This window comes from Kiloniella antarctica, from assembly GCF_042682825.1.
GTDB lineage: Bacteria > Pseudomonadota > Alphaproteobacteria > Kiloniellales > Kiloniellaceae > Kiloniella > Kiloniella antarctica.
This window is the reverse complement of record NZ_JBHUII010000001.1, coordinates 1,179,111-1,195,033: the sequence shown is the minus strand read 5'-3', so window position 1 is coordinate 1,195,033 and position 15,923 is coordinate 1,179,111. Positions and strand designations below refer to the sequence as shown.

Annotated in this window: 16 protein-coding genes; 9 read left to right on the top strand and 7 right to left on the bottom strand. The window is 46.5% G+C overall.

What is annotated here, in order from left to right; all coding sequences use genetic code 11:
- Positions 1-16 precede the first annotated feature (16 nt).
- From dnaN to mutM, 6 genes are all read right to left on the bottom strand, one after another.
- A complete protein-coding gene (gene dnaN, locus ACFSKO_RS05675; protein ID WP_380249292.1) occupies positions 17-1,135 on the bottom strand; it encodes a DNA polymerase III subunit beta in 1,119 nt (372 codons plus the stop codon).
- 301 nt (positions 1,136-1,436) lie between these two features.
- Complete coding sequence (gene dnaA / locus ACFSKO_RS05670) at positions 1,437-2,864, bottom strand: chromosomal replication initiator protein DnaA (RefSeq protein ID WP_380249290.1); 1,428 nt, start codon at positions 2,862-2,864, stop codon at positions 1,437-1,439.
- Positions 2,865-3,358: 494 nt separating this feature from the next.
- Complete coding sequence (gene rpsT, locus ACFSKO_RS05665; RefSeq protein ID WP_380249288.1) at positions 3,359-3,622, bottom strand: 30S ribosomal protein S20; 264 nt, start codon at positions 3,620-3,622, stop codon at positions 3,359-3,361.
- A 188-nt stretch (positions 3,623-3,810) separates the two neighbouring features.
- A complete protein-coding gene (locus ACFSKO_RS05660) occupies positions 3,811-4,587 on the bottom strand; it encodes an enoyl-CoA hydratase (RefSeq protein ID WP_380249286.1) in 777 nt (258 codons plus the stop codon).
- Between the two features lie 100 nt (positions 4,588-4,687).
- Positions 4,688-5,089: a hypothetical protein gene (locus tag ACFSKO_RS05655; RefSeq protein WP_380249284.1), complete on the bottom strand. Its 402-nt coding sequence runs from the start codon at positions 5,087-5,089 to the stop codon at positions 4,688-4,690.
- A gap of 14 nt (positions 5,090-5,103) precedes the next feature.
- Complete coding sequence (gene mutM / locus ACFSKO_RS05650) at positions 5,104-5,961, bottom strand: bifunctional DNA-formamidopyrimidine glycosylase/DNA-(apurinic or apyrimidinic site) lyase (RefSeq protein WP_380249282.1); 858 nt, start codon at positions 5,959-5,961, stop codon at positions 5,104-5,106.
- 177 nt (positions 5,962-6,138) lie between these two features.
- On the opposite strand from mutM, the gene ubiE reads away from it, so the two are divergent.
- From ubiE to ACFSKO_RS05615, 7 genes are all read left to right on the top strand, one after another.
- On the top strand, positions 6,139-6,915 hold the full coding sequence (ubiE, locus tag ACFSKO_RS05645; protein ID WP_380249280.1) for a bifunctional demethylmenaquinone methyltransferase/2-methoxy-6-polyprenyl-1,4-benzoquinol methylase UbiE: 777 nt from the start codon (positions 6,139-6,141) through the stop codon (positions 6,913-6,915).
- A gap of 24 nt (positions 6,916-6,939) precedes the next feature.
- On the top strand, positions 6,940-8,508 hold the full coding sequence (ubiB, locus tag ACFSKO_RS05640) for a 2-polyprenylphenol 6-hydroxylase (protein ID WP_380249278.1): 1,569 nt from the start codon (positions 6,940-6,942) through the stop codon (positions 8,506-8,508).
- A gap of 96 nt (positions 8,509-8,604) precedes the next feature.
- A complete protein-coding gene (gene coaBC / locus ACFSKO_RS05635; protein WP_380249276.1) occupies positions 8,605-9,816 on the top strand; it encodes a bifunctional phosphopantothenoylcysteine decarboxylase/phosphopantothenate--cysteine ligase CoaBC in 1,212 nt (403 codons plus the stop codon).
- A gap of 31 nt (positions 9,817-9,847) precedes the next feature.
- Positions 9,848-10,309, top strand: coding sequence for a dUTP diphosphatase (gene dut / locus ACFSKO_RS05630; protein WP_380249274.1), 462 nt, complete (start codon positions 9,848-9,850; stop codon positions 10,307-10,309).
- Between the two features lie 19 nt (positions 10,310-10,328).
- Positions 10,329-10,787, top strand: a complete 459-nt coding sequence (locus ACFSKO_RS05625; RefSeq protein ID WP_380249272.1) for an RrF2 family transcriptional regulator — start codon at positions 10,329-10,331, stop codon at positions 10,785-10,787.
- A 37-nt stretch (positions 10,788-10,824) separates the two neighbouring features.
- Complete coding sequence (cysK, locus tag ACFSKO_RS05620) at positions 10,825-11,796, top strand: cysteine synthase A (RefSeq protein ID WP_380249270.1); 972 nt, start codon at positions 10,825-10,827, stop codon at positions 11,794-11,796.
- 30 nt (positions 11,797-11,826) lie between these two features.
- Entirely contained in the window at positions 11,827-12,612 is a 786-nt protein-coding gene (locus ACFSKO_RS05615) for a HesA/MoeB/ThiF family protein (RefSeq protein ID WP_380249268.1), read from the top strand.
- Positions 12,613-12,622: 10 nt separating this feature from the next.
- Here the strand turns inward: ACFSKO_RS05615 and ACFSKO_RS05610 are convergent, their stop codons facing one another.
- Positions 12,623-13,111, bottom strand: coding sequence for an Lrp/AsnC family transcriptional regulator (locus ACFSKO_RS05610; protein WP_380249266.1), 489 nt, complete (start codon positions 13,109-13,111; stop codon positions 12,623-12,625).
- Between the two features lie 363 nt (positions 13,112-13,474).
- Between ACFSKO_RS05610 and ACFSKO_RS05605 the strand changes: the two genes are divergently transcribed.
- Positions 13,475-14,665, top strand: coding sequence for an aspartate aminotransferase family protein (locus ACFSKO_RS05605; protein WP_380249264.1), 1,191 nt, complete (start codon positions 13,475-13,477; stop codon positions 14,663-14,665).
- A 13-nt stretch (positions 14,666-14,678) separates the two neighbouring features.
- Positions 14,679-15,908, top strand: a complete 1,230-nt coding sequence (locus tag ACFSKO_RS05600; protein ID WP_380249262.1) for a hydrolase — start codon at positions 14,679-14,681, stop codon at positions 15,906-15,908.
- Positions 15,909-15,923: the final 15 nt, after the last annotated feature.

Here is a 15,923-nt window from a genome sequence, read left to right as displayed (position 1 = left end):
TTTATCCAGATCCGGATTAAACCCGCATAGGCATCAGCACATAAAGCGCTGAAGCATCCGCGGAATCACGCACAATTGTAGGTGACGCAGCATCAGCCATCAAAAACTCGGCCGATTCACCCTCAATTTGCTGTGCAATATCAAGTAAGTAACGAGAATTGAATCCAATATCCAAAGACTCGCCTTCATAATTAACTTCCAAGACTTCAACCGCACTTCCATTTTCCGCAGATGTTGCAGAAAGGGTCAGCGAAGATCCCTCAAGAGTAATCTTTACAGCGCGACTTTTCTCAGTGGAAATAGTCGATACACGATCAACGGCAGATGAGAAGGTTTTACAGTCTAAAACAAGGCTCTTGTCGTTACCACTTGGGATAACACGTTGATAATCCGGGAATGTACCATCGATAAGTTTAGAACTCAGAACGGTTGAATCAAACCGGAACATAATTTTTGTTTCAGAGAGAGAAACTTCAATCGGATCATTGGTTTCATCGATCAACTTGCGAAGTTCATTCACCGTTTTGCGCGGAACAATAACACCCGGCAACTCTTCAGCGCCCTGTGGAAGCGGCATTTCAAATCGTGCGAGACGATGGCCATCAGTCGCCACAGCACGCAGGACAGGAACACCGTCTGCTTCGGTTGCATGAAGATATATACCGTTCAGATAGTACCGGGTTTCTTCCGTTGATATCGCAAAGCGGGTACGATCAATAAGGTTTTTAAGTTCGGTGACTTGCACACCAAAGACCTGAGGCAAGTCAACCACGCCAGCAGCGGGGAAATCTTCGCGCGGCAAAGTCTGTAGAGTAAAGGTTGACCGTCCGGCTTTCAGTGTCATCTGAGCAGTTTCAGAATTGGCCGTCAATTCCACTTCAGATCCGTCTGGAAGCTTACGAACAATGTCGTAAAAAGTATGGGCCGGCGCTGTTGTAACCCCTGCATCGACAACAGTTGCATCAACCTGATCCACAATGGTCAGATCCATGTCTGTCGCAGTCAAAGATAACTTTCCATCCTTGGCTTCCATAAGGACGTTGGAAAGGATGGGAATAGTATTCCGACGTTCAACTACGCTTTGAACATGCGCCAGGGATTTCAACAATGCAGAGCGTTCGATTGTGAGCTTCATGATGCTATGACTCAGTCCGTATCTTTCATCAATACCAAGTAAACCTTGTTCGCGGGTAACACCTTAGAACGAGGCCACGATTATTCCAAACCCCACACAGTATCGAGCTTAGGACTCTCTGGTGGGACTCGGGCTGAAAGTATAGCGGGTTCATTCACAGAAGGAAAACAATTATAATATCTTATCGTGATCTCACTGGATAAAATAAAATCTCAGAATCGCTTCAATAAGATAGTCAATATTTTGACCAGCAAACACCGAAGATAGCCTGACAAACCAGGGACAGAAACGAGATCAGAGCTTAATTCTCCAACATCCGGCTTAACAATTCAATATCTTCAGCAAATTCAACATCTGTGGATTTGAGTTCTTCTACCTTTTTCACAGCGTGCATGACCGTTGTATGGTCACGCCCCCCGAATTTACGACCGATTTCGGGCAATGACCGTGAGGTCAACTGCTTCGATAAATACATTGCAATTTGGCGTGGTCGGGCCACAGCGCGTGCGCGCCGGGAAGAATGCATATCAGAAACTCGAATATTAAAGTGCTCAGCAACCTTTTTCTGAATTTCTTCAATCGTTACTCGACGATCATTAGACCTGAGAAGGTCATGGAGTACCTCTTGCGTCGTCTCCAGAGTGATTGACCTCCCGACCAAAGTTGCATGCGCAACAATACGGTTAAGTGCTCCCTCTAGCTCTCTGATATTCGACGTAATCTTATGCGCTAAAAATTCCACAACCTTTTGAGGAATGACAACATCAAGTTGCTCTGCTTTGGACTCCAAAATACCCAAGCGCAACTCATACGTTGTTGGGTGAATGTCCGCAACGAGACCCCAGCCCATACGGGATTTCATGCGCTCTTCAACACCCTCTAAATCAGACGGGCTTTTATCAGCAGATATAATGACTTGTCTATTCTGATCGACCAAAGCATTAAAAGTGTGGAAAAACTCTTCCTGTGTCGCCTCGCGGCCACCAATAAACTGAACATCATCAATCATCAGAACATCGACAGAACGGAACTGCTCCTTAAAGGACATCGTATCCTTGATACGCAACGCACGTACGAACTGATACATGAATTTTTCTGCAGAAAGATAAATAACCTTTTTTTCCGGATGAGCTGTACGAATTTGATGAGCAATAGCGTGCATCAAGTGTGTCTTACCAAGACCAACTCCACCGTAAAGAAACAGAGGATTAAACGGGACAGCTTCTGCGTCTGCGACTCTTCGCGCCGCAGCGTAAGCAAGCTCGTTTGGCTTACCGACAACAAAATTATCAAACGTAAATCGGGGATCTAAAGGAGCCGTAATCCTCTGAACTTCTGCCTCATGCACGACTTCAGTAGAGAGATTGGGCACATCAACGACAAGTCGCTCAGATACTGCTTCCACAACCGGGGTAGGCGCTTCCACAACATCAACCAAGGCAGGCTTTGGTACAGGTCTGACAGGCTGTTGCACCACAATCTCAACTTGAGCAGGCACACCAATTTCTTCTAGCCAAAGCACCTGAATACGATCTTGATAGTTACCAGCGACCCAGTCGCGCATAAATCGAGTCGGCACAGCCATGCGAATAAAGGAATCGTTACCACTTAACAGCGACAAAGGCTTTAGCCAGCTGCGATAAGCCGCTTCACCCACTTCCGCACGGAGCCGATTAAGCACACGGTCCCACTGCTGCTGAAAAGATGGAATCACCTCACTCTGAGCCATATGCCGCCCCACTCACCCTCAATAAAAAAAACTATTAATAACAACATGTATTGCAGTTCAAGTATTCAAATTCGAACCACAGCCACTCAACATGACAAATGCAATAAGGCGATAGTAATACCCCTGCCTGAAATAGTAATATTTCAGGCATTTACTTAAATCACAAAATATCAAGGATGGAATAACCTCAACCCGCCAGTAACGCGCGGGGCTTTTCATACTTTAAATTTATGAACTTCCCTTCCCGAGCACAATTAATGTACTCGGCTATGTCTTTTCATGCAATACGATCAGAGCAAGAACACCGTATTTTTTCCATAGAAAATGTACTCTAGATACAAAGAAATTCTTTACCTACTAAACCTTGTGTCAGAATCGTCTCTAGCAAAAATAAAAACCGTGCTTATTGAGAGAATCGAAACGACTCGACATAAAAAAAGTCGCACTCCCAAGAGTACGACTTTTTCATAACCCAATCCGAAGACGGGAAGCACTTAACCCAGAGCTTTAATACGGCTGTTCATACGAGACAGCTTGCGAGCTACAGTGTTTTTAACCAGAATCCCGGCACGAACGCCACGGTGCATTTCAGGCATAGCAGCTTTAAAAGCTTCCTGAGCTGCAGGCTTATCGCCTTCGCTAATGGCAGTCTCAACACTTTTCACAAAAGTGCGGATACGACCAAGGCGAGATGAGTTCAATTCATAACGACGAGCGTTACGACGGATCCGGGTCTTCGCAGAAAGATGATTAGCCATAAGATTGGCGCCTATTCTTCAATAATAATGAATCTCGAAAGTTGCGGCGTTATAACGGTGCCCCGAGAGTTCGTCAAGTAAGATGAGTCGATTTAGTAAACAACAATGGCTCTAACTCAATGGATTTGAACTATAATGAACGATTATCAAACGATAATACCCTGAAAAACCCAAAGAATCTTGAAAAATCAACGATGCTTCCAGTTAGCTTTTCTCTTTTCAATAAATGCCATCATTCCTTCACGCCTATCTTCTAAAGCAAAAGTAGAATGGAAGGTCCGGCGTTCGAAGCGGAGTCCCTCACTCAAACTTACCTCATACGCACGATCAACAGCCTCTTTTGCAATCATCGTCGCAGGCAAAGAATAGCCTGCAATTTTCTTGGCAGCAGCAAGAGCTTCTTCAATCAAACTATCTACAGGAACAATACGGCTGACCAAGCCACTCCGCTCAGCTTCTTCCGCATCCATCATCCGACCCGTAAGGCACATATCCATAGCCTTGGCCTTACCAACCAAGCGTGTAAGTCGTTGTGTTCCGCCTGCACCTGGAATTGTGCCTATTGTAATTTCAGGCTGACCGAATTTTGCGTTATCCGCTGCGATAATAAAATCACACATCATCGCCACTTCACAACCACCCCCCAGTGCATAACCAGCAACAGCTGCAATGACTGGCTTGCGGGTGTTGGCAAGAACTTCCCAATCATCTGTGATAAAATCTTCGCGGTATACAGTTTGGAAATCCTTGTCGACCATTTCTTTAATATCAGCTCCGGCAGCAAAAGCTTTTTCAGAGCCAGTAACCACAAGACACCCAATACTATCGTCAGCTTCTAAATCAGCGACAGCCTTCCCCAACTCACCAATGAGACCGACACAAAGCGCATTCAAGGCCTCTGGTCTATCAAGTTTAATCAAGCCAACGCGGTCATATTTTTCAACAATAATATATTCGTACGACATTTATGGGGAGCTCCTAAATTTCTATCGCCAAAGTTTTCATCACCAAGTGCGAACGCTAAAATTTCCATATGCGGAATCTGTTCTCTAGAGTGCCGGATGTTTATTGGGAGGGCGCGAGTATAATTCGCAGAATCGATCTGCTATTTTCCACACCGTCCAGGATCTCAATTTTCAGCACCTCACCTTCACGCTGAAAAAGCCCCTCACCGAAAACACTCCACCCCAACTGCGGCAAAGTACGGCCATAAAAGCTTCTGATTTCAGATTGCTCTAAATATCCAGAGGCAAATCCCTCAACAATCCGACCTTCAGGCTTATCAAAGACAACACCGAGATCCGGCATTTCTTCCATTCCAGGAACAATGGGAACCCCGTCACTTCCTGTAAAAAAAGAACCTTCGAACGCCCAAACATTTTGAACGCTCAGCATCAATGCAAACGCCAAGAACATTCCCAAAATGGGGGAAACAAGTTTTGACCAACAACGCGAAATGTAAAACATAGCTACCTTGTACCCTAGTGCTGACACTCAGGACAATAGAAAGTCGAACGACCGTTCTGCTGAATCCTTTGTATAACAGGCTTAGCAGTCTGCCCAGAAAGCCCCCCTGACGGACAGTGCCGACAAACCTCACCCTCTCGGCCGTAAACAGTCCAAGAATGCTGAAAATACCCTAGCTCCCCCGATGCCTGCACATAGTCTCTCAAGCTCGACCCACCGGCTTCAATCGCGCGATTAAGAACATCCCGAATTGTGCTAGCGAGGATTTCAGCTTCCTTTTGGGAGAGCGTACTTGCAATTCGGTCAGGAGCCATTCTTGAAAGGTGAAGCGCCTCGCAGGCGTAAATATTGCCAATCCCTACAACCACACGTTGGTCTAATATGGCTGCTTTGATATTTGTTTTCTTGTTTTTGATTTTTTCAAACAAGACAGGTCCGCTGAACTCATTCCCAAGAGGTTCCGGCCCGAGGTCTCTAAATGCCTTATGCGCGCTAAGTTCCGATTGACACACCAGATCCATCATCCCAAATCGACGTGGATCACAATATCTAATTTCTTCATCGTCATCCGTTTCAAAAATAATATGATCATGCGCCCCCAAAGGTGGTCGTTCTCCTTTGGGTAAAATTGTCACACGCCCCGACATACCAAGATGAAAGAATAAAACCATATCATCATCAAGATGAGCCAATACGTACTTAGCCCTCCTACTCAATCGCTTTACCGTGCGGCCAGTTAACCGTTCGGAAAACCGCTCTGGCAAAGGAAAACGAAGATCGTCCCTGCGCTGAACAACTTTTCGGAGTACGCGCCCTTCAAGGCTCGGACGCAATCCTCGCATAACAGTTTCTACTTCGGGGAGCTCAGGCATGACCCTTAATTCCTTTGCGTTCGACAAGCTGCAGTACTATATCATTCACCCAGATACACTAAAGTGTATTGCTTTAGCCACAGTAATTAACACCGTTATTAGCACAGTTCTTAAAATGTTATTAGAACCTAATTCAACTCGTATTCAAACTACCCCATAAGCGGCCGGATTATCTTCATGGCAGATACAAAAAACACCCAAAGTTCAACAGCAACCACTCACTTTGGTTACGAAGAAGTTTCTGTAGGCGATAAAAAAAATCGTGTCCGGGGCGTTTTTGAAAGTGTCGCGAGTAAATACGACATCATGAATGACCTCATGAGCGGTGGAGTACATCGCCTGTGGAAGGCATCCCTGATTGATTGGGTTAACCCTCAACCAGGGGAATCCCATCTCGACGTTGCCGGCGGTACAGGCGATATCGCAATGCGTATTATCGACCGTGTCGGTCGCGATAAGGCTGGACTTGTTACAGTATGTGATCTTACCCGCGAAATGATGTTGGTCGGACGAGACCGCGCCATCGACCAAGGCATCCTCCAAGGTATAAGCTGGGCTTGTGGCAACGCAGAAAGTTTACCTTTTCCAGACCGTTCTATGCACTCCTATACCATTGCTTTCGGCTTGAGAAATGTCACCCATATCAACAAAGCTCTTGCTGAAGCACGCAGAGTTTTAAAACCTGGGGGACGTTTTTTCTGTCTTGAATTCAGCCAAGTTGTATTGCCCATATTAAGTAATATTTATGATCAGTACTCGTTCAAGGTTTTACCAAATATGGGGCAACTTGTTGCGAATGATCGTGAATCATATAAATATCTCGCAGAATCCATTCGTAAGTTCCCCCCCCAAGACGATCTCATAGACCTAATGAGAACCGCCGGGCTCGAGCAATGTAGTTATCGCAACCACACCGGAGGCGTTGCTGCAATCCACTGTGGCTGGCGCATCTGATAGGCAAAGGTAAAGAGCACTTTCATGTTCAAGAACATAGCGACACTTTTCCGCCTTATCGCCATAGCACGGGTTCTTGCTCGACACGACGCTCTTGCTGCGCTCGAAGAACAACGCCTTGTCCCTGGTCGGCTGGCAGCCATCGCTATCTGGTCTGGACGGCGCCTTTCGAAAAGAAACGTCAAAGGACGTCCGGGACAAAAACTGGCTGCTGCACTGACAGAACTTGGCCCCACCTTCATTAAACTCGGTCAGTTTTTATCAACCCGTGCAGATCTTTTGGGGGATCAACTTGCCGCTGATCTCTCGCACCTCCAGGACCAACTCCCGCCTTTCGATGGGGCTGAAGCAAAAAAAATTATTGAATCAGAGCTCGACGGCGATCTCGATCAATTATTTCTGTCATTTGATCCAACCCCTATTTCCGCAGCCTCTATCGCTCAGGTTCACTTTGCCGAAACGCTTGAAGGCGAACCTGTTGCCGTCAAAATTTTAAGACCAGGAGTTGAAAAAAGTTTCAGGAAAGATCTCAAACTTTTCTATAGCCTTGCTACACTCCTTGAAAAAGCTCGCCCATCATTACAACGCTTCAAACTACATGAGGTCGTCTCAACTTTTCATGACACCGTTCGTCTTGAAATGGACCTCCGCATGGAAGCTGCAGGAGCCTGCGAACTTGGTGATAATTTCAAAGGCGACTTCACCTACGACACCCCCGACATAGATTGGGAGCGGACGGCAAAGCGTGTCCTTACAATGAGTAGAATCGAAGGCATCTCTCTTGATGACCGCGACGCCTTGATTGCCGCAGGTCATGATCTGGAAGAGATCTTAACGACCGCTGCTGCAATTTTCTTCAATCAAGTTTTTAGAGATGGCTTCTTTCACGGTGATCAGCACCCAGGAAACATGTTTGTCGGTGACGATGGCCGAATTGTCGCCGTCGATTTTGGAATAATGGGCCGCGTAGACAAGACGACCAGATACTTTCTCGCTGATATGCTTATTGCATTGTTACAAAAAGACTACCTAAAACTGGCACAAGCCCATGTAACCGCAGGCATGATTCCTGCGAATCAGTCGGTAGAAACTTTTGCTCAGGCCCTTCGTTCTGTCTGCCAACCCATTATGGGAAAAGATTTAAGTAGTTTTTCTTTTGCCAAAATGCTTGGCCAAATGCTTCATCTCGCTGAATCTTTTGACATGATAATTCAGCCCCATTTACTACTTTTACAGAAAAATATGGTCATGGCTGAGGGGATTAGTCGCGGGCTTGATGAAAGCCTGAATCTTTGGACCATATCTCAACCATTAGTAGAAGAATGGGTTGTCAAAAATCGCGGTCCAGAAGCACGTATCAAAGAAGGATTATCAACACTGACAGATAGTATTGAAACCCTGCCAAGACTGATAACCAATTTAGAGACCGCCAGTGAGATGTTCTCTCAAAAAGGGTTGCGCTTACATAGCAAAACAATCCAAGACTTTCATCAAGAAAGTAGCGGGACAGCCAAGTGGGCTTTTATTGTCGCAATCGCTAGTTTTACATTCTCCATTGGATTTGCTGTAAATTTTATATTTTTTTATAGTTAATCTTTATTAACATTCTCTTGTTGACATCTGATCGTTTTGTCCAAAAAATTGATATTGTAACTTACGTAACCCTACAGTGAAATAGTTCGATTAATAATGATATCAGGTAAACGTATTCTACTGGTAGTTACTGGTGGAATTGCCGCATACAAGTCTTTGGAATTGATTCGCCGCCTGCGCGATAGCGGTGCTTTTGTTCGCGCTATCCTCACCAAATCCGGTACTGAGTTTGTCACTCCTCTTTCCGTTTCCGCTCTGACGGGCGAAAAAACATTCATTGACCTTTTTTCCCTCACCGATGAAACTGAAATTGGTCATATACAGCTTTCCAGACAATCTGACCTCATTGTGATCGTGCCAGCCAGCGCTGATTTTATGGCGAAGATGGCGCACGGGCGGGCAGACGATCTAGCCTCAACCGTCATGCTTGCGACAGACAAAGATATTTTATTGGCACCAGCCATGAACGTTCGAATGTGGGATCACCCTGCGACACAGGAAAACCTTGCAACACTAAGAAAACGCGGTATTCAGGTTATTGGCCCAAATGATGGGGCAATGGCTTGTGGAGAGTTTGGCCCTGGACGCATGTCCGAGCCAAGTGAGATTCTGGCGGCAATTGAAAGTTACTTTGCTCCAAAGACCACCCCCTTAGCGGGCCACAGTGCTCTTGTCACAGCGGGCCCGACTCATGAGGCTCTGGATCCCGTTCGCTACATTGCAAATCACTCTTCTGGTAAGCAGGGATATGCCATTGCACGGGCACTAAAGACACTTGGCGCGAATGTCACTTTGGTATCCGGACCGACTCATTTGCCCCCTCCGGACGGTATTACATATATTCCCATAACCAGCGCTCGAGAAATGCTCAAGGCATGTGAAAACGCACTCCCTGTTGATATTGCTATCTGCACCGCTGCCGTTGCCGACTGGCGCGTGACGGAGCAAAGCAATCAAAAGATCAAAAAGATATCTGGTGACGATGCGCCAACACTCAGCTTCATACAAAACCCAGATATCCTTGCGACCCTATCCAAACAAGGCCCAAAGAGACCAGGCCTCGTTATTGGATTTGCAGCAGAAACGGAAAATGTTGAAAGCAACGCCAAATCCAAGCGACAACGTAAAGGTTGTGATTGGATTTTGGCAAATGATGTGTCCCCAGAAACAGGTACTTTTGGAGGCGACGACAACACTTTATTTCTGATTGATGAGACCGGAACGGACTGCTGGGAGAAAATGAGCAAAGAAGCTTCCGCAGCAAAACTTTCCGTCCTCATTGCCGATAAACTTAAGCTCAACACTTGAAAACATTAAATAAGAATGCAGAAAGATTAGTATGAACGCTTTGAGCATACCTGTCGTTCAACTCTCGCATGGAGAAGGCTTACCTCTCCCAAATTATGCCACACCGCAGTCTGCAGGTATGGATTTACTGGCCGCGATTGATGGTACGATAAAGCTTGCTCCTGGGGATCGTATCCTGATCCCAACTGCACTCACAATTGCACTGCCGACAGGATACGAAGCCCAGGTAAGGCCTCGTTCCGGTTTGGCGCTTAAAAATGGTATAACCCTGGTAAACACACCAGGGACTATTGATGCCGACTATCGAGGAGAAATCGGCGTCATTTTGATAAATCTCGGAAGTGACACCTTCACCATAGAAAGAGGCGCAAGAATTGCCCAAATGGTGATCGCCCCCTGTATTCAGGCGAATTGGACACTTAGCACCTCCCTCGATGCGACAACTCGAGGTCAAGGTGGTTTTGGTTCGACAGGCGTTAATTCAGAGATCTAGAGGGACTGGGAAGACAACTATGCTTCGGCTATCAAAAAAACTACTCTTTGCAATAGAGGCTGTTGTAGATATCGCATATCACGCTGGGTCTAGCCCTGTGCGGTCAACAGAAATTTCACGACGCGAAGGTATCCCACGACGATACCTTGAACAGGTCCTCCAACAGCTTGTCCATAACGGCATTCTTGCCGGTCAACGTGGTCCTCGCGGAGGATATCGACTGGCCAGAGAACGTCGAAGGATATCAGTAGGTGACATCATTCGAGTTGTTCGCGATCACGAAGGAGCTATGGATCCTGCAAGTGACAATGAAGGATCCGAAATTGGGATTAATGTGGTTCGACCAATCTGGGTTGACATGCAAAGCGAAATAATGGAGCGTTTCGACAAGATAACCATTGAACAGCTTTGCGACGAAGCACGTAACCAAAACATCCCCAGTGAGGCAACAGCCGCAATGCCCGATTTCAGCATTTGAACGGGCAGGTCTCTTGGGTTGATTTTAGTGAGCAGCCATGAAGACCGAAAACAGCAAGTCCTCTTCTTCTTTTCGAGGTAAAATATACGATTCGATTCTCGATACCATTGGCGCTACTCCACTGGTTCGATTGCAAAAACTTGCTACTGCCCACGGCTCAAAAGCCGAGATTTTGGGTAAGTGTGAGTTCTTTAATCCATTGGCATCAGTCAAGGATCGAATCGGGTATGCCATGATTGAGGCCCTTGAGGAAGCCGGTGAACTGGACAAAGATACGGTTATTATAGAGCCAACGAGTGGCAACACAGGTATTGCCCTTGCATTTGTCTGCGCGGCTAAAGGGTACAGACTTATTCTCACAATGCCAAAAACCATGTCGGCCGAACGTCGCAAGATGTTGCGTTATCTTGGAGCAGAGCTTGTTCTAACCGACGGCGCAAAGGGTATCAGTGGGGCAGTCACAAAGGCTGAAGCCTTGGTAAAAGAGCTCCCCAAGGCCGTAATGCCGCAGCAGTTTATGAACAAAGCGAACCCTGCTATTCATAAAATCACAACCGGAGAAGAAATCTGGCATGATACTGTCGGAACGGTTGATGTCGTCGTTTGCGGTATAGGAACAGGAGGAACTCTCACGGGTGTTGGGTCTGCACTCAAAGAGCGAAACCCTGAAATCAAGATGGTTGCCGTCGAACCAGAAGACAGCCCGGTTCTTTCTGGCGGACAACCAGGCCCTCACAAAATACAAGGAATTGGCGCCGGGTTTATACCAAGCATTCTCAACACGAGCCTCATCGACGAAGTTATACGCATTGGAAATGACACCGCATTTAGAACTGCACGGGAAGCTGCTTCACTGGAAGGCTTGCCAATTGGAATATCCTCTGGCGCCGCTCTTGCCGCAACACTGGAAATTGGAGCGCGTCCTGAAATGGAGGGCAAAAAAATCGTCGCTATACTCCCCTCTTTTGCAGAACGTTATTTAAGCACAGAGCTTTTTGATAATATATAGTAAGACCTTTAACCAAACGAGTGGCATCGCGTGACACAACAGCCTGAAATTGAACTGACCGATAACCAAATTGATCGCTACGCGCGCCATTTGGTTTTACCAGAGGTTGGTGAAGAAGGTCAGCTAAAATTATTAAATTCTAAGGTGTTGGTCATTGGTGCGGGAGGGCTTGGCTCTCCTCTACTGCTTTATCTTGCCGCAGCTGGAATTGGCACTATTGGTATTGTCGACGATGATAAGGTTGATCTCTCAAACCTCCAACGCCAGATCATTCACGACACGGATCATATAGATCACCCTAAAGTTCTCTCAGCCGCCACAAGGCTCAAAGCCATCAACCCCGATGTTGCTGTTCACACTCATGAACTTCGCCTCACGGAAAAGAACGTCGATGCACTGGTAAAAGACTATAATCTCGTCGCAGATGGTTGCGATAACTTTAATACCCGCTACCTGATCAATGATGCTTGCTATAAGCAAAAAATCCCACTGGTTTCAGCGGCGATTATGCGGTTTGACGGACAACTCACGACATTCCGTGCCTTTGAAGAAGGCGACAAGCCCTGCTATCGCTGCCTTTTTGGCGATGAACAAGTTGCGGAAAAGGGAAGTTGTGCTGATGTCGGCGTCCTTGGTGCCCTTGCCGGAACAATGGGAAGCTTACAATCTGTAGAAGTGATCAAGGAATTGCTGGATATTGGAGAGAGCATGGCCAATAGCCTGCTGCTTTATGATTCTCTTGGTACTTCTTTTCATCGTATGAAGACCAAACGAGACCCTGCCTGTAGCCTTTGCGGTAATCATCAACCATCCTAGACGTAAAACCTTATAAAAGCTTCTCGATCGGATACCCGGAAAACTGCTTCGATGTATTGAGCACGACATGACTGCTGATATTCATCACACCGGGAGTGTCTGTGGCATCCAAAAGGTAATCGTTGATTTCGTTGTATCTCCCCATATCTGGCGCAACAATACGCAAGCAAAAATCAAATGACCCGCTTACCATATAACACTCCACGACTTCGGGAATATTCTGTACATAGTCTTGAAAGGCCTTGAATTGATCGCGGCTATGATCTTTCAAGGTTACGGTCGCAATCACCATTACGGACCGACAAACCCGTTCCAGATCGACCATGCCAAAATAAGGACCGATAAATCCACGTTCCTCAAGCTTTCTAACTCTGTTCAAACAAGAACTTGGAGACAAATTAACTCTGACAGATAGCTCCTGATTAGTAATACGTGCCTCTTCTTGGAGAATCGAAAGAATCTTTTGATCTAATCTATCCAATTGTTGATTAAGTGACATTTTCTTTCCTTAAACAGCACGTATTTCGTATTCTAAAATTATGCTCTCCGCCATCAAATCTCAAGACAATATCCATAAAATATTGCTTTTCTGATAGTATTTCAGAATTTCCACAAAACAAAGCTTCTCATACACAACGATAAATATCAGCACTAACAAAAACCGAAGATAATTTGGTACAGAGCGCTTAAACCGCAGTATCTGCAGTTAAAAGGAGTGACTTCGATAAGACCTTCGGCAGATCCTGCGGTAGAATCATGTGAAGCCATACAAAGTGGCAACCTGCGCAACAACCGCACAAATTACTACAGGGACACTCACTAGATAATTCTACTGAGGCTAGATCCACCAAAGGAGTAAAATATGTCAAACGTTCTTCCTGGCCGCGAAGCCATGATGACTACCTACAATCCCCCTAATATTGCGTTTGAAAAAGGTGAAGGCACATGGCTTTTCGCTGAAGATGGCAAAAAATATCTCGATTTTTACAGTGGGATTGCGGTTTGTGCCTTTGGTCATGCACATCCCCATTTGGTTAAAGCTCTTAAGGATCAAGCGGACAAGTTTTGGCATTGCTCCAATATGTTCAGAATTACTCAAACAGAAACACTTGCACAGCGTCTGACTGAGAACAGTTTCGCAACAAGTGTCTTTTTTAGCAATTCTGGCGCTGAGTCTAACGAGTGCGGCCTCAAGATTTTACGTAAATACCAAGAATCAAAAGGCCGCCCCGAACGTAAACGTATCATCGGCATGTCAAACGCTTTCCATGGCCGTACCATGGGGACAATCGGTGCTGCCGGAAATCCTGCGCATACTGCCGGGTTCCTGATGGACGATGAAGGTTACGATCAAGTTCCTTTCGGCGATCTCGCCGCTCTTGAAGCAGCGATCACAGACAAAACCGCTGGTATCATTTTTGAACCTATCCAAGGCGAAGGTGGTATACGTCCAGCGCCTGCTGAATATGTACAGGGCATTCGCGCTCTTTGTGACAAGCACGATATCCTTATGATGGTTGACGAAGTTCAATGCGGCATGGGCCGCACTGGTAAACTCTTTGCTTATGAATGGTCTGGCGTAGAACCTGATGTCATGTCCCTTGCCAAAGGCATGGGTGGTGGTTTCCCTGTTGGTGCATGCCTTGCCAATGACAAAGCCGCTGAAGCCATGATCTTTGGTACACACGGTAGCACATTCGGTGGTAATCCTCTTGCTGGTGCCGTTGGCAATGCCGTAATGGACCTGATGATGGAAGATGGTTTTCTGGCTTCTGTTACAGAAAAAGCCAACAAAGTACGCGCTCAACTTGAAGAGCTTATTGCCAAGCATCCCAAAGCGTTGGTCTCCGTACACGGTATTGGTTTGATGATTGGCTTGAAATGTGTTGTGCCTAACGGTGACATGCTTCTTGAGTTAAGAGACCAAGGTCTTCTATGCGCCAAATCTGGAGATAATCAGATCAGGTTCCTCCCACCGTTGAACGTTTCCAACGAAGAGCTCGACAAAGCTATCGAAGTACTCGATCGCGTCTGCTCTAAACTAACAGCATAGGAAAGAGCGGTCGATGACCTATACCCCTTCTCTCGAATGGATCGATCAACAACAGGATAAAATGTTATCCGAAGTGTTATCGCTCTGTGAAATCAATTCCGGTAGCGCCAATGTGCCCGGCATTGAACAGGTCGTCGACCGCCTTTCTGCTTTTGCATCATCTCTCGGTGCTGAAGAAGAACGTATTGATCTCGAACCACGAAGTGACGTCTTGGACAGTGGTGAGGTCGTTAAAAGCCAAAGCGGTCCTCTGTTACGTTTGACCAAATGGCCCAACGCAAATCGTCGTGTTCTGCTGGTTGGTCACAGTGATACTGTTTATCCGGTCGATCATAAATTTCAACGCTGTAGTAACCTTGATGAAAACACCATAAATGGTCCTGGTGTCGCCGACATGAAAGGGGGCATTGTCGTTATGATGACAGCGCTACAGGCTTTGGAACGTAGCCCCTACGCTGGCAATATTGGTTGGCAGATTATTATCAACCCCGATGAGGAAATTGGCTCGTTTGCCTCTGCACCTCACTTAGATCAGGCTGCACGTGCAGCAGACGTAGGGATGATTTTTGAACCGGCCCTGGCTGATGGCACTCTGGCAGGTGCCCGTAAAGGCAGTGGAAACTTTACCCTGATCGCACGAGGTAAAGCCGCTCATGCGGGTAGAGAACATCACCTCGGACGCAATGCCATTGCCGCACTGGCCAGAACAATTGCTTTGCTTGATGGTTTAAACGGACAGCAAGACGGCGTGACCGTCAATGTCGCCAAGCTTACAGGTGGCGGCCCCAACAATGTCGTTCCTGACTTTGCCCTTTGCCGCTTTAATATCCGTGTTCCTAGCCCAGAAGGGCAAGCGTGGGCAGAATCCCAAGTTCAAAAAATAATCTATGAGATAGAGCAAGAAAACGGCATATCGTTAGAACTACATGGCTCTTTCGGACGACAGCCAAAAGTAATGGATAAGGCCCATCAGCAACTATTCTCTCTTTTGAAAAGCTGCGGTGAAGACCTTGGTCTTTCCACAGAAGCCAAAGCCACAGGCGGTTGTTGTGACGGGAATAATCTCGCCGCAGCAGGCCTTGCCAATATAGACACACTCGGCGTTCGAGGCGGTGCAATTCATAGTACGGATGAATTTCTTCTCATCGATAGCCTAAGTGAACGCGCTAAACTTTCTGCCCTGCTTTTGCTCAAGCTGGCAGCTGGTGAAGCAAGCTGGCCCGACCGCGCAACAACCGCCTAAACAGGCTTATTGGAA

Bases quoted from the DNA above. Each gene is read 5' to 3' on its own strand.
- dnaN (WP_380249292.1), bottom strand. From the start codon at position 1,135: ATGAAGCTCACAATCGAACGCTCTGCATTGTTGAAATCCCTGGCGCAT.
- dnaA (WP_380249290.1), bottom strand. From the start codon at position 2,864: ATGGCTCAGAGTGAGGTGATTCCATCTTTTCAGCAGCAGTGGGACCGT.
- rpsT (WP_380249288.1), bottom strand. From the start codon at position 3,622: ATGGCTAATCATCTTTCTGCGAAGACCCGGATCCGTCGTAACGCTCGT.
- ACFSKO_RS05660 (WP_380249286.1), bottom strand. From the start codon at position 4,587: ATGTCGTACGAATATATTATTGTTGAAAAATATGACCGCGTTGGCTTG.
- ACFSKO_RS05655 (WP_380249284.1), bottom strand. From the start codon at position 5,089: ATGTTTTACATTTCGCGTTGTTGGTCAAAACTTGTTTCCCCCATTTTG.
- mutM (WP_380249282.1), bottom strand. From the start codon at position 5,961: ATGCCTGAGCTCCCCGAAGTAGAAACTGTTATGCGAGGATTGCGTCCG.
- ubiE (WP_380249280.1), top strand. From the start codon at position 6,139: ATGGCAGATACAAAAAACACCCAAAGTTCAACAGCAACCACTCACTTT.
- ubiB (WP_380249278.1), top strand. From the start codon at position 6,940: ATGTTCAAGAACATAGCGACACTTTTCCGCCTTATCGCCATAGCACGG.
- coaBC (WP_380249276.1), top strand. From the start codon at position 8,605: ATGATATCAGGTAAACGTATTCTACTGGTAGTTACTGGTGGAATTGCC.
- dut (WP_380249274.1), top strand. From the start codon at position 9,848: ATGAACGCTTTGAGCATACCTGTCGTTCAACTCTCGCATGGAGAAGGC.
- ACFSKO_RS05625 (WP_380249272.1), top strand. From the start codon at position 10,329: ATGCTTCGGCTATCAAAAAAACTACTCTTTGCAATAGAGGCTGTTGTA.
- cysK (WP_380249270.1), top strand. From the start codon at position 10,825: ATGAAGACCGAAAACAGCAAGTCCTCTTCTTCTTTTCGAGGTAAAATA.
- ACFSKO_RS05610 (WP_380249266.1), bottom strand. From the start codon at position 13,111: ATGTCACTTAATCAACAATTGGATAGATTAGATCAAAAGATTCTTTCG.
- ACFSKO_RS05605 (WP_380249264.1), top strand. From the start codon at position 13,475: ATGTCAAACGTTCTTCCTGGCCGCGAAGCCATGATGACTACCTACAAT.
- ACFSKO_RS05600 (WP_380249262.1), top strand. From the start codon at position 14,679: ATGACCTATACCCCTTCTCTCGAATGGATCGATCAACAACAGGATAAA.